Annotated in this window: 9 protein-coding genes; 3 read left to right on the top strand and 6 right to left on the bottom strand. The window is 72.2% G+C overall.

Annotated elements, in window-relative coordinates; translation table 11 throughout:
• Positions 1-80: 80 nt before the first annotated feature.
• From WME76_RS48520 to WME76_RS48505, 4 genes are all read right to left on the bottom strand, one after another.
• Positions 81-911, bottom strand: coding sequence for a hypothetical protein (locus WME76_RS48520; RefSeq protein ID WP_437963012.1), 831 nt, complete (start codon positions 909-911; stop codon positions 81-83).
• Positions 908-1,480, bottom strand: coding sequence for an RNA polymerase sigma factor (locus WME76_RS48515; RefSeq protein ID WP_437963011.1), 573 nt, complete (start codon positions 1,478-1,480; stop codon positions 908-910). The genes WME76_RS48520 and WME76_RS48515 overlap by 4 nt, the downstream gene beginning before the upstream one ends.
• Before the next feature lie 97 nt (positions 1,481-1,577).
• Positions 1,578-2,552 (bottom strand): hypothetical protein, encoded by a 975-nt coding sequence (locus WME76_RS48510; RefSeq protein ID WP_437963010.1) that lies wholly within the window; start codon positions 2,550-2,552, stop codon positions 1,578-1,580.
• Positions 2,553-2,653: 101 nt separating this feature from the next.
• Positions 2,654-3,577, bottom strand: a complete 924-nt coding sequence (locus WME76_RS48505; RefSeq protein ID WP_437963009.1) for an RNA ligase family protein — start codon at positions 3,575-3,577, stop codon at positions 2,654-2,656.
• Between the two features lie 103 nt (positions 3,578-3,680).
• Here WME76_RS48505 and WME76_RS48500 point away from each other — a divergent pair, with 103 nt between their 5' ends.
• The gene (locus WME76_RS48500) at positions 3,681-5,576 is read left to right on the top strand and encodes a response regulator (RefSeq protein WP_437963008.1); all 1,896 of its coding nucleotides are present in this window, start codon (positions 3,681-3,683) and stop codon (positions 5,574-5,576) included.
• Positions 5,577-5,612: 36 nt separating this feature from the next.
• On the opposite strand, the gene WME76_RS48495 is transcribed toward WME76_RS48500, so the two are convergent.
• Positions 5,613-9,620, bottom strand: a complete 4,008-nt coding sequence (locus tag WME76_RS48495) for a chemotaxis protein CheB (protein ID WP_437963007.1) — start codon at positions 9,618-9,620, stop codon at positions 5,613-5,615.
• A gap of 234 nt (positions 9,621-9,854) precedes the next feature.
• Between WME76_RS48495 and WME76_RS48490 the strand changes: the two genes are divergently transcribed.
• On the top strand, positions 9,855-10,904 hold the full coding sequence (locus WME76_RS48490) for a hypothetical protein (RefSeq protein ID WP_437963006.1): 1,050 nt from the start codon (positions 9,855-9,857) through the stop codon (positions 10,902-10,904).
• Positions 10,905-10,956: 52 nt separating this feature from the next.
• Here the strand turns inward: WME76_RS48490 and WME76_RS48485 are convergent, their stop codons facing one another.
• Positions 10,957-11,484 carry a hypothetical protein gene (locus WME76_RS48485; protein ID WP_437963005.1) on the bottom strand — a complete coding sequence of 176 codons (528 nt, stop codon included), beginning with the start codon at positions 11,482-11,484 and terminating at the stop codon, positions 10,957-10,959.
• Positions 11,485-12,082: 598 nt separating this feature from the next.
• On the opposite strand from WME76_RS48485, the gene WME76_RS48480 reads away from it, so the two are divergent.
• Entirely contained in the window at positions 12,083-12,589 is a 507-nt protein-coding gene (locus WME76_RS48480; protein ID WP_433933575.1) for a DUF1993 domain-containing protein, read from the top strand.
• Positions 12,590-12,801: the final 212 nt, after the last annotated feature.

Below are 12,801 nucleotides of genomic sequence, written 5' to 3'. Positions count from 1 at the left end.
GACTGCACTCGACACCTTCGACGAGCCGAGCACGCCAATCCCCCTCTGGAGGGCCCTTCAAAGCAGGTTCACGCCGCTGATCACCTGTCCGTCGTCGCGCCGAGGAGCGCGCGCACGCCCGCGGCGTGCGGGCTCGTCGGGCGCGAGGCGAGGAATCGCTGGCCCAGATCGGCCGCGCGGGCCCGATCGCCGAGGCGGATCAGCGCCTCGATGCGGAGCACGGTGGCCTCCTCTCCCATCGCGCTCCGAGGGAACCTCCCGTCGTGGGCGTCGAGCGCTGCAAGGCACCCGGCCGCGTCGCCGGCGCCGAGGGCGTCGCGCGCACGATCGATCATGGCGACCTGCTCGCCGAGCGCGTCGGCCGGCGCGACCGGCGCGGACCGCGCGCGCGACGCGGCGCCCGTCGGGCGCGGAGGGCTCGCGACGGCGGCGGGCGCGGGGCTCGGCGAGGCGCTCGCCTGGAGCGGGATCGGCGCGCGCGTCACGGGCCCCGAGGGCGCCGGTGCGGGCGTGACGGGCTGCGCGCTCGCGGCCGGCGGCTCATCGGCGACGGGCGGCGCGGTCGCGACGGGCTGCGCGCTTGCCGCCGGCGGCTCGCTCGGGGGCGCCGCCGCGGAGGGAGCCGCCGGCGGACGGAGGAGCGCGACGCCCGCGCCGAGGAGGCCGGCGCCGATCACCGCCCCGAGGCCCCACTTCGCGAGCGTCAGCAGCTTGCCCGCGGCCGCCTTCGGCGCGGGCGCGGCATGCGCGTCGGGGGCGGCGCTCGTCCCCGCGGCGAGCCCGGCGATGGCGAGCGCGCGCGCCCGCGCCGACGAGGACGGCGACTCGTGCTTCCACGAGCGGAGGAGCGCGCGCTCGAGGTCGGTCGTCTCGTCGTCCCCGAGCTCTCCGAGCGGCTTCGGATCGGTCATCGCTTGCCTCCCCCGTGCATCGCTCTCGCCTGGGCGCGCTTCACGATGGCGTGAAACTCCTCGCGCGCCCGCCGGAGGCGAGACGCCACGGTGCCCCTCGCGAGCCCGAGCATCGCGGCGATCTCCTCCGTCGGGACGCCCTCGAGCTCGAAGAGGACGAAGACGACGCGGAGGTCGTCCTCCATCGCGTCGAGCACCTCGTCGAGCAGCGCGCGCGCCTGCTTCATCTCCATGAGCTGCTCCGGGTTCGGTGCGCCGTCGGCCGCGGCCGCCATCGCGTCGTCGTCGCAGCGCTCGCGCCGGCGCGCCCCGGCGCGGCGCGCGTTCGCCGCGACCCCCATCGCCGTCCCGAAGAGGAACGAGCGCTCGCGGCCGGGCGCGATCTCACCGAGCTTCTGGTGCGCGATCAGGAAGACGTGCTGCGCGGCGTCGTCGGCGGCCGCGGCGGGCACGCCGAGCCCGCGCAGCGAGCGCCAGGTGAAGTCGAAATACGCGTCGACCAGCGCGCGGTAGCGCTCCGCGGCGGGCGACGGCGCGCCGCGCTCGGCGCCCTCTGCGGGCCCGGTCACGGCCGCGCCGCGCGCCGCTTCCGCGCGTGCGGGGGGGCTGGCTCGGGTCGCGCTGATCATGGTCTACCGGCGCCATGTCCGGCGGCGGGCGCCGGGATCACGGAATCGCCCACCCGAGCCCGATCGCGGAGACGCCCTCGAGCGGCGGCGCGGCGACGACCTCGGCGCCCTCGACGAGGAGGCCGTCGCGCAGCAGCGGCATGCGGATCCCGGCCTCGGCGTCCAGCACGAGCGGGCCCCAGAGCAGCAGCCGCGCGCGCACCGGCAGGGCGAGCGCGAGCCACCCGCGCGCCGCGCTGCGCACGGGGGCGTCGCCTCGACGGCTCGCCGAGAGGAGGCCGCCCTCGACGCGCGCGCAGGGGGCCAGGCGCAGGGCGCCGTACGCCGCGCCGAACGGGCACGCGTCGGCGGCGACGGCCGCGAGCCGGAACGACGCCGAGCCGCCCGCCGCGGGGATGTCCGAGGACACCTCGAGGTCCGCGTGGAAGCGCAGCGGGCCGATGTCGCCGTCCGTCGCGCCGACCGGGGGCTCGGCGAAGAGGCGCGCGCCGATGGCTTGCGGGCCGACCATCGCGCCGTAAAGGAGCTGCGCGCCGAGCGTCAGGCGCGTCGCGGTGTCCGCTGCGGGCACGGGCGGGGGCGGCCGCGGCCGCTCACCACCGACCGGGGCGGGCGGCACGGCCGCGGCGCTCGCGGAGGCCGATGCCGCGGGGGCGGCGGCCGAGGCGGGCGCGTCCGCGGCGTGGGTGCCGATGGCGAGCGCGGTCACCACCGCGAGCGCGGCGACGACATCATCGCAGGTGTCCCCCGAGACATCGCGGTCGGACGCCGCCCCGTCCGCCGCGCGGACGCCGAGGCGCCCGGTGAACCGGCGATCGCTCTTCTCGATGGTCACGACGTACGCGTTCGCCGCGTCCGCCTCCCCGAGGGGCCGGCGGAGGCGCGCGACGACGCGCTCACGAAAGTCGGCCTCCGTCGGGCATCCAGCCTCCGCGCGATACTCGATCTGCAAGGGGGCAGCGGTCGGCTGCGCGCGCGCGACAGCGCCGCCGGCGAGCACCGCCGAGGCCATGACGAGGCGCGCTGTGGATCTCCCCCGAAGACCGCGGCGCGCGCGTCCTCCCGGAGGGCGCGATACCGTGTCTCCCGGACGCTGAGCCGCTTGAACGCCCATTACAGCGCCTGGCGCGCGACGGCCGCCCTGACGGCGCGCTCGAGCGCCTCGCCGTCCTCGGTCGAGAGGGCGCGCATCGCGCCGGGGAACGCCGCCTCGAGGTCCACGAGCACGTCGAGCGCCGCCTCCTCGTCGACGGCGGCCCGGTCGTGGCGCCCGACCTTCGACGCGGCGGAGGCCAGGCGCGGGCCGTTCGCGAGCCGCTCGCCCCAGCGGATCAGCGTCGGGAGGTCGACCGGGCGCGCTGGATCCCACGGCGCGCTCTCGTCGAAGCGGTCCTCCCGCATCTCGGCGATCTTGCGCTTCAGCGCCATGTACGCGGCGGCGGGCATGCGGACATCGGGCCTGGCGACCAGCCCCTCGGCGAGGTTCTCCGGGCCGAGGGGCGGCAGCCCCAGGGCGGCGGCGACGCGCGACGGGAAGCGCTCCGACAGCGCGGCGATCTCCGACTTGCGCCCGCGCGCGAGCAGCGGCGGCGTCATGAGCCCCGCCGCCGCGGCGATCGGGGCCGCCTCGCTCCAGGCGAGGAACGCGTCCTCGCCGCCCCCGACGGCGCGCAGCTCGAAGAGCGCCCACCGCAGATCGGGCGCGTACCAGACGCCGGTCTGCACCGGCGACACGCCGCCCGCTGGCACGTCCGGATGGGGGTAGCCGCCGCCGAAGAGCTCGCCGTAGAGGACGATCCGCTCCGCGCCGACCGCCGCGTGGGCGGCGCGGGCGGCGTCCCGGAGCGACGCGCGGAGGAGCTGCCAGCCGAAGAAGGCGTCCTCGTCCCGGAGCCACTCCTTGCGCTTGCCGAAGCGGACGCCGGCCGCATCGACGCCGATCACGAGCTGCGCGCCGTGGATCTTCTCGAGCGCGACCCAGGTGGCGGCGTCGCTCGCGCCGACGCACGGCATCTTGGGGAAGGAGAGGAACTCCATTCCGGGCGACTATAACGCTGATGGCGCCGCCGGTCGTCGGATGCCGAGGAGGCTTGACTTCAGGGAAAGCCTCTGGATCTCCTTGACCGTGGGGGGGTGATCCATGTCCGCAGAACCCGGCCGGGCTCCGCCGGCCCCGTGCTTTCGCCTCTTGCTGATCGAGGACAGCGCCATTGCGGCCTCGATCGTGCAAAGCCACCTCGACGCCGTGCCGTGGCAGCGCGCCGAGCTCGCGCACGCGGAGACGCTCGCGGCGGGGCTCGCCCGCGTGAGGGAGGGGTGGGACGTCGTTCTCCTGGACCTCGGTTTGCCGGACGGCGAGGGCCTCGAGGTGGTCGAGCGCGTTCGGGACGTCGATCCCCATGTGCCCATCGTGGTGCTCACGGGCCACGACGATGTCGGCCTGGCCGAGCGCGCGCTCGGCGCCTCGGTCCAGGATTACCTGGTGAAGCGCAGGCTCGACGCCGACGCGCTGTGGCGCGCGATCCGCCACGCGGTCAGCCGCCAGCAGCTCGTGACGCAGCTCGCGCGGACGATGGCGGAGGCGAGGGAGAACGAGGCCAACCTGCACCAGCTCATCGCCCGGAGCGCCGACGGGGTGGTCGTGCTGGAGCCTGGCGGGACGGTGCTGTTCGCGAACCCGGCCGCGGAGGGGCTCCTGGGCGACGGGCGCCTCGTCCGCGGGCGGGGCTGCCCGGTGGCGCTCGGGGCGGGGGAGACGACGCTCGACCTGGGCGGCCTCCCCGTCGTCCTCGACGTCCGCTGGGTCGACGTGGACTGGCAGGGTCGGCCGGCGAGGATGGCGCTGCTGCGCGACGTGACCGGGCGGCGCCGGGCCGAGGAGCTGAGGCTCCATCTCGAGCGCAGCGAGCGGCTCGCCGCGGTCGGCCAGCTCGCGGCGGGCGTGGCCCACGAGATCAACAACCCGCTCGCGTACGTGGTGGCGAACCTGGAGCTGCTCGCCCGCGAGATAAAGCGCCTGGCCGACACCGGTGCTCCCACCGAGCGGCTCGGCCAGCCGCTCGCGGACGCGTGCCACGGCGCGGCGCGGGTGATGCACATCGTGCGGGATCTCGGGGTGTTCGCGCGCGGGGAGGCCAACGAGGCGATCGGGCCGACGGACGTCAATGCGGTGATCGAGAGCGCGCTCAACATCGTTCACGCGCAGATGAAGCACCGCGCGCGCGTCGTGCGCGAGCTCGCCCCGGTCTCCCGCGTGGGCGGGGCGGAGGGCCGCTTGACGCAGGTGTTCGTGAACCTGCTCATCAACGCGGCGCACTCCATGCGAGAGGGGCGCGCCGCCGACAACCTTGTCGAGGTGCGCACCCGCGAGCAGGACCGCGAGGTCATCGCCGAGATCGTGGACTCGGGCTGCGGGGTGGCCGAGGAGCACCTGCACCGGCTGTTCGAGCCGTTCTTCACGACGAAGCGCGCGGGGGAGGGGACGGGGCTCGGGCTCGCCATCTGCCGGAGCATCGTCGAGTCGTGCGGCGGGAGCATCGCGATCAGCAGCAAGGTCGGCGTGGGCACGTGCGTCCGCATCCGGCTGCCCGCGTGGTCGAGCGGCGAGCCGGCGGCGCTGCCCGCGCCGGCGCGCGACGAGGGGGCGGCGCGGCGCGGCCGGATCCTCATCGTGGACGACGAGCCGCTGATCTTGCGCGCGCTGCGGGGGATCCTGGGGACGACGCACGAGGTCGTGTGCGTGGGCTCGGGGGCGCAGGCGCAGCGCACGCTCCTGCTGGACGCGGACTTCGATGTGGTGCTCTGCGATATCGTGATGCAGGAGGGCACGGGCATCGAGCTGCTCGAGTGGATGGAGGCGGAGCTGCCGGCGCTCGCGGAGAGGGTGCTGTTCATGACGGGGGGCGGGACGAGCGAGGTGAGCCGGCGCTTCCTGGCGGCTCACGGGGCGCGCGTGCTGGCCAAGCCGGTCGATCCGGCGGAGCTGGTGGAGCGGGTGGAGGGGTTGCTGGCGGAGAGATCGGTCGCCGCGGTGTAGCCGGGCGCGGCCAGAGCACCCACGGGGGCGAGCGCGTCAGGCGCAGCTCTCGCCGGTCGCTGGCTCGCCGTCGGCGAGCAGCCGCTTGAGCGTGGCGAGGTCGACGGGCTTCACGAGGTGCTCGTCGAACCCGGCTTCGCGCGCCTTCTCGCGGTCGTTCTGCTGCCCGTAGCCGGTGAGCGCGATCAGATAGACGTCCTCGTGCTGGCGCCTCTCGCGGACGCGGCGCGCGAACTCCAGGCCGTCGATCCCCGGCAGCCCGATGTCCACGATGGCGATGTGCGGGCGCACCGCATCCATGAGCTCGATCCCCGAGATCCCGTGGTCCGTCGAATGGCACTCGAACCCGGCGCGCTTCAGGAGCGCGCAGAGCGCCTCGCGGCCGTCGGCGTTGTCCTCCACGACGACGACCCGTGATCCCTTGGGAAACCTCCTGAGGAGCGACCCGCGTGCCGTCTCCTTCTCGTGCGCCCGCTCGGTGATCGGCAGCCGCACCTCGAACTCGCTGCCTTTGCCCTCTCCGTCGCTCCGCGCGCTCACGGTGCCGCCGTGCTTTTCGACGAGGCCCCGGACGAGCGTGAGCCCCAGGCCGAGCCCTCCCGCCGACCGGTCCAGCGTGCGGCTCGATTGCACGAAGAGCTCGAACACGGTGTCGAGCATCTCCTTCGGGATCCCGACGCCATCGTCCCTCACGCGGATCACGGCGTGTCCGTCCACGCGCCTGGCCTCGAGGGCGACGTGACCGCCCCGCGGGGTGTATTTGGCAGCGTTGTTGAGCAGGTTCACCTGAACCTGCTGGAGCCGCGCAGGGTCGCCCTCGACCCAGATCGGCTCGGGATCGACCGCGGCCGAGAAGCTGACGCCGCGCCTGTCCATGAGGTTCTTGACCGCGTCGGTGGCGTCCTTCACCACGGCACCAAGGTCGATCACGCGCTTCCGAAGCTCGATCTTGTTCTGCGTGACGCGGCTCGCCTCCAGCAGATCGTCGAGCAAGCGCGCCATCTGCGCGGACTGACGCTCGAGGATCTGGAGGACCTTCTCGTCGATCCCGGACGCGCCGTTCGACGCGGCGCTGTCTTCCTTGAGCAGCGCCGTGGCGTGGACGATCGCGCCGAGCGGGTTGCGGAGCTCGTGAGACAGCATGGCGAGGAACTCGTCGCGCCTTCGTACGGCGTCCTTGATCTGCTCCTCCGACCGCTTTTGCTCGGTGACGCTCCGGAAGATCCCGATGATGCCCACGATGCGGCGCGCGGCATCCATGAGCGGGAGCCGCGTGACGAGGTCCCACTCCACGACCCCATCCGGCCGCAGGCGCTTCTCGAGCTTGTAGTGCTGCGCCTCGCCGGTCCGCAGCACCACCTCGTCCTGCTGGTGGACGGCGAGCGCGGCCTGGTGCCCCGGGAGCTCGAAGCCCGTCTTGCCCGCGGCTTCGCGCGGGTCGGAGAGGCCGAGGCGCTCCGCCATGGCGTGGTTCGCGCGAATGAACCGGCCGCGCGCATCCTTGAAATAGATCGCGTCGGGCACGCTGAGGAGCAGGCTGTTCAGGAGATAGCGCTCGTGGAAGAGCGCGTCCTCCGCCGCCTTGAGGCCGCTCACGTCGATCAGCGTGAGCACGACCCCCGCGACGGTGCCCTTGGCGCGGTAGGGGAGGATGCGAAGAAAGAACGAGCGATTGTGCCGATCGCGCAGCTCGCGCTCCACGCGCTCCCCCGTCGCGAGCACGCGCCTGAGATCCTCGGTGAGCTCCGGGTGGTCGACCGCGTACGTGAACGTCTCGATCGGCCGGCCGACGTCCTGCAAGAGCAGGTTGAAGCTCTCCGCGATCTGCGGCGTGAACTTCCTGATCTTGAGCTCCTTGTCGAGGAAGATCGTGCCGATGTCCGTGCTCGACAGGAGGTTCTCCATGTCGTTCCCGAGCTCGGTGAGGTCGGCGATCTTCCGTTGGTACTCCGCGTTCACCGAGTAGAGCTCCTCGTTGACGCTCTGGAGCTCCTCGTTCGTGCTCTGCAGCTCCTCGTTGGAGGCGAGGAGCTCCTCGTTCGCCGCCTGCAGCTCCTCGTTGCTCGCCTCGAGCTGCTCGGTCGTCGCCTGAAGGCTCTGCTTCGTGTAAACGAGCTCCGCCTCGAGCGCGCTGAGCTGCTCGCGCGAGACGTCGTCGAGGTTGATCTCCTTCTCCGGCATCGCCGCCCGCCGCGGCGCCCCCTCGAGCGCGTCGAAGGTGATGAGGACGTGGGGCAAGGTGCCTCGCCGGCTCTCGACCCGGCGGATCGTGACCTTGTACACGCCGCCCTCCGCCTGCACCCCCTTGAACACGATCGCCGAGGGCTCCTTGAGGGCGCGCTGGAGGCCCCCCATCAGCATCATCTTGAGATCGCAATCCAGCATCTCGAACGCGTTGAGCCCCTGTCTGCCGTCCTTGACCTTCAGGAAGCGGCTCGCCCCGCCGAACGTGTGGACGAGCTCGCCCGCGTCGTTCACGAGGAGGCTCGGAGGCATGAACTCGTCGAGCAGCGCGTCGTAGGTCCCGAGCAGGTGCGTCAGCGGGGGGCGCGCGGCGGGCGCGGTGATCCCGGAGCGCGGAGCGCTCTGGCCCTTCGGCGACGCCGGCTGAAAGCGGGGATCGACCTGCATCCGCCGGTCGCTGTACTTGCGGTAGATCCGCCACTGCTTGTTGACGACCTCGAAGTCGTGCGCGAGGTGCCCCGGGGTCTCGCTGGGCCCGAGGAGGACCACGCCCCCGCGGTTGAGCGCGAAATGAAAGAGGCTCAGGACCTTCTGCTGCGCCGCCGGCTGGAGATAGATGAGCATGTTGCGGCAGCTGATGAAGTCGACGCGCGTGAACGGCGCGTCCTTGATCACGTTGTGGTGCGCGAAGACGACCGCCTGGCGCAGATCGGGGACGATCTGGTAGCTGCGTCCGCGCCGGATGAAATGCCGCTCGAGGCGCTCGGACGAGACGTTGACCACCGCCTCTTCCTCGTAGAGCCCGCGCGTCGCGAGCTCGAGCGAGCCGTGGTGCACGTCGGTCGCGAAGATCTTGAACGGGCGGTGGCCGCTCCGGGACGTGAGCTCGTGGAGCAGGATGGCGAGCGAATAGACCTCCTCGCCCGTCGCGCAGCCGGCGACCCACACGCGGAACGGCGCGTCGCGCGGCCCCTCCCGCAGGAGGGCGGGGAGCACCTCCTGCTCGAGGATGCCGAACGCCTCCTCGTTCCGGAAGAAGCGCGTCACGCCGATGAGGAGGTCGCGGTAGAGCACGTCGAGCTCTGTTGACTCGCTCTTCAGGCGCTTGACGTACTGGTCGAGATCGTCCGTATGCGCGAGCTGGATCCGTCGCTCGATTCGCCGGGTGACGGTGCTCGGTTTGTAGTGCGTGAAGTCGATGCCGAACTGCTCCTCGAGCATCTGGTAGACCCCGGCCATCGCTTGATCGACGCCGGCCGCCTGCCGCTCCGGCCGACGCCCCTCGGACCTCACGTGCTCGAGGAGGACGCGCGGCATGTCCTGCGGAGGCATGACGCAGTCGGCCACGCCGGCGTCGCGCGCGGTCTTCGGCATCCCGTCGAACTGCGCGCTGTCGACGTCCTGCACGACGACCAGGCCGCCCGCCTCGTGGACCGCGCGGATCCCGCGTGAGCCATCGCTCCCGCCCCCGGAGAGGACCACGGCGACCGCCCGCGTGCCGCAGTCCTGCGCGAGGGATCGGAAGAACACGTCGATGGGCAGCGCGAGCTCCTGGTCGGGATCTCTCTCGCTGAGGAGCAGGCGACCGCCGGAGATGATCATCTCCTTCTTCGGCGGGATCAGGTAGACGTGGTCGGGCTCGACCAGCATACCGTCCTCGACGAGGTGAATGGGCAGCTCGGTGCGGCGCCCGAGGATCTCGTCCATCAGGCTCCTGAAGTCCGGCGACAGGTGCTGGACCACGACGAAGGCCATCCCGCTCTCCTTCGGGAGGTTGTCGAAGAAGTGCTCGAGCGCCTCGAGCCCCCCGGCCGAAGCGCCGATCCCCACCACGTAAGGCCCGAGCGCTGGCGGTGCCACGCCGGGTCTTGTGTTGGTTGCTTCGCGCATCTCGCCTTCGGTCGACATCCCCGAGCTCAACGGCAGCAAGCGTGCCCAGGCTGTGTCCGCTCGAAAGAGCGCTCACGGGGCCCATCTCCGTGGATCTCGGGCAGCGGGCAACCGTCAGAGCTGTGGCAAAGTGCCACGCCTCGCGCGGGGTGTGGTGATCCTGCGGCGTCGGAGCGGCTCCGGTGCGACGCTGGCGGGCCTGCGGTGACGCCGGGCGTCCTCGCCAGCGTGCTGCGCGGCGTCCCGAGGCGCTGCGTGCCGCAGGGCCACGATCAACCGGGCGGCGGCGCGCGGTCGTGCGCCGGCGCCGCGCTCCTGCTCCTCGGAGCCGTCGGCGCCGCCGCCTGCACCGCCGGAGCGCAGGGCGAGGCGGAGAGCCTCGGGGAGGCCAGCCTGCTCGGGACTTATGATCTCACGAGCAGCTACACGGGCGACGTCCAGCAGACCCGCGGCTGGATCATCGAATGGGAGGTCCCCGTGCTCCTGAACGCGAGCGAGGCGTGGGCCGCCGTGGGGCAGTGGTACTTCAACCTCGAGTCGGGCATCTACCACAACCCGAGCGGCTGGCATGTCTACTACTTCGCAGATGACAACGGCATCGCGGGGAACCACCCGAGCTGCGCCCTCGGCACCTGGGACGGCGGGAGCCTCTGCGAAGGCGCGCTCAGCTCGCTCCAGCCCGGACAGCGGGTCGCCTTCAAGTACGAGTGGTGCACGGCCTCGCGCGTCGCCGACGTGAACGGCGCCCAGATCTGCCTCTATGTCGACATGAAGGATGGCGCTGGCTGGCAGTTCCTCGCGCAGGACGCCCGCTCGACCGTCGAGATGTACGCGCACGACATCGAGCATTTCCGCGACGAGGGCCCGCAGTACCCCGAGCCGCAGTTCTCCTGCGAGGCGCCCATCAAGATGCTTCGCCAGGAGGTGAAGACGACCTCGGGCGCCTGGCAGACCATGACGGGCGCGAGCACCTGGTCGTTCCACGACGCCGCGCCCTACGTCTACCAGAACAAGAACCTCACCGCGTCGCCGGCGACCTGGGAGGCCTGCACGGCGTCCAGCGGCGGGAACAACTGCGGCGGCGCCGTCGCGTGGGCGCCGGCGCAGGCCTACCCGCCCTCGACCCAGGTCACCAGCGGCGGCAAGCTGTACTCCGCGAAATGGCACATCGGGTGGTCGCACCCGAGCTGCCCGCCGAGCAGCCCGGCCTCCTGGTGCCCGGCCGAGTGGACCGAGATCGGCCCCTGCAACTGACCGCGATCCCGGCGCGCTGATCCGCGGAGCACCGTGGCTCCGCGCTGTCGGCTCACATCCCGCCGCAGGCCTCGTACTGCGACTTGCACACGTCCATCGCCGCCTCCTCCACGCAAGGCGCGCAGTTCGCGGTCAACCCCTCGCCGGCGCACTCCGACGCGCACGCGTCGGCGCAGACGTCCGCCGCGCAGACGCAGGCGATGAGCGCGTCCGTCTCGGGGTCCTGGTCGAACGCGGTGCTCGGATCGCAGCCTGGCACGCAGGCGCAGCAGATGCCGTCGCCCGGACAGCACCCGTCGCCGCGCCCCGTGGGGCAGGAGCAGTCGCTGCCGTCTTGTTCCATGCACGGCCCGTAGCCGCTGCCGTCGGCGAGGCACGTGGCGACGCCCGGCTCCTGGATGGCGTGGCAGGTGCACGACATGGTCGTTCCCGGCGCGCAGGCCGCCCCGGTGGCCGAGCTTGCGCTGGTCGAGCTGGCGGTCGACCCGCCGCTCCCGGTCGGGTCCGGGTCGGTCGTCGTGGAGCCGCACGCGACCGAGAGCGCAGCCGTGATCATGCAGAGAGAGAGGATGTTTCGCATGGTCACACCCTATATCCCGCCGCCGGCGTCGACGTCGAGTTGCATCACGGCGCTCCCTCGAGGGCTCCCCGTCGCCACCTACATCGCCGCCGCGTCACCGAGGGTTTCCGCCAGCCGGCTGGTCTGCCGCGCGGGGAGACCCGCCTCGTGGCGGAATGGACGATGTTGCCCTCCGGCGCTCCGCCGCGAGAGAGGCGTCGAGCGGCGTGATGGCCGAGCGGCGTGGCCCGGCTTCCGTCGACAGGGATCCTTTCACGGCAGGTGAAACGAGCGTGCGACCGGCTCTGCGTCCTGTGCGTGGGGGCGGGCGCATGCGCCGTCGAGATGGTTTGCACTACTTCACAGGCGCGCCTCGAGGGCTCGCCCAGCGTGCCGTGTTCTGTGCGCCTGCGCGGTGGAGTCCGCGGGGCGGCGCGCGAGGGCCGCGCTGAAGCGTGGGGAGGTGCGGGCGGCGCCGGCGTGATATCGCGCTTGCGCGAGGGGGGTGGCGTCTCTATGTTCGCGCCCGCGCTTCCCCGACGGCGGTGCCTCTGCGCCGCGCTGGATGTGTCGTGCGGGGGCTGCGCGGCTCGTACCGTGCGGTAACAAGGAGATGAAGATGGCGATCTCGATGTATCAGGCCTCGGTCCCTGTGTTCGTGAGGATGTTCGGCAACCTCTCGGCGATCCTCACCAAGGCCGCTGCGTATGCCGAGGCGAAGAAGATCGAGCCGCGCGTCCTGCTCGACGCGCGCCTCGCCCCGGACATGTTGTCTCTCACGCGTCAGGTGCAGATCGCCTCGGACTCGGCCAAGGGCTGTGGGGCGCGTCTCGCCGGGGTCGATGTCCCGAAGTACGAGGACAACGAGGCGAGCTTCGACGAGCTACAGGCCCGCATCGCGAAGACGGTGGCGTTCCTGAACAGCCTGCGGCCCGAGCAGATCGACGGCTCCGAGGATCGCGACGTCTCGATCCCCACGCGCGGCCAGCCGTTGCAGTTCAAGGCCCTGCCTTTTCTGCTGCACTTCGCCCTGCCCAACTTCTATTTCCACGTGACGACCACCTACGCCATCCTGCGCCACAACGGCCTGGACATCGGCAAGATGGACTACCTCGGTCAACCCTGACGAGCGGCGGTCACCCGCTGCGGATACGGGCCCACCTCGACGTTTTCGGTGCTCGGCGTACGAGAGTACGCCTCCGCGCCGAAAACGCCGATCTGGGCCCGTCTCCTGTGCGGGTGACCGCCGCTCGGTGCCGTAGGTGCCGGTTCCGGCCGCCCCGGATCATTCCCACCCTTTGACGCACGGTAGGCCCCCGGAGGGGGTGTTCTTCGCGC

Origin of the sequence: Sorangium sp. So ce119 (assembly GCF_051524405.1) — a bacterium.
Classification (GTDB): domain Bacteria; phylum Myxococcota_A; class Polyangia; order Polyangiales; family Polyangiaceae; genus Sorangium; species Sorangium cellulosum_G.
The sequence above is the reverse complement of the archived record's forward strand: the minus strand, read 5'-3'. Positions and strand labels throughout refer to the sequence as shown.

What these genes read in the sequence shown, in the direction of transcription:
- WME76_RS48520 (WP_437963012.1), bottom strand. Translation starts at nt 911, where the DNA reads ATGACCGATCCGAAGCCGCTCGGAGAGCTCGGGGACGACGAGACGACC.
- WME76_RS48510 (WP_437963010.1), bottom strand. Translation starts at nt 2,552, where the DNA reads ATGGCCTCGGCGGTGCTCGCCGGCGGCGCTGTCGCGCGCGCGCAGCCG.
- WME76_RS48505 (WP_437963009.1), bottom strand. Translation starts at nt 3,577, where the DNA reads ATGGAGTTCCTCTCCTTCCCCAAGATGCCGTGCGTCGGCGCGAGCGAC.
- WME76_RS48500 (WP_437963008.1), top strand. Translation starts at nt 3,681, where the DNA reads ATGTCCGCAGAACCCGGCCGGGCTCCGCCGGCCCCGTGCTTTCGCCTC.
- WME76_RS48485 (WP_437963005.1), bottom strand. Translation starts at nt 11,484, where the DNA reads ATGCGAAACATCCTCTCTCTCTGCATGATCACGGCTGCGCTCTCGGTC.
- WME76_RS48480 (WP_433933575.1), top strand. Translation starts at nt 12,083, where the DNA reads ATGGCGATCTCGATGTATCAGGCCTCGGTCCCTGTGTTCGTGAGGATG.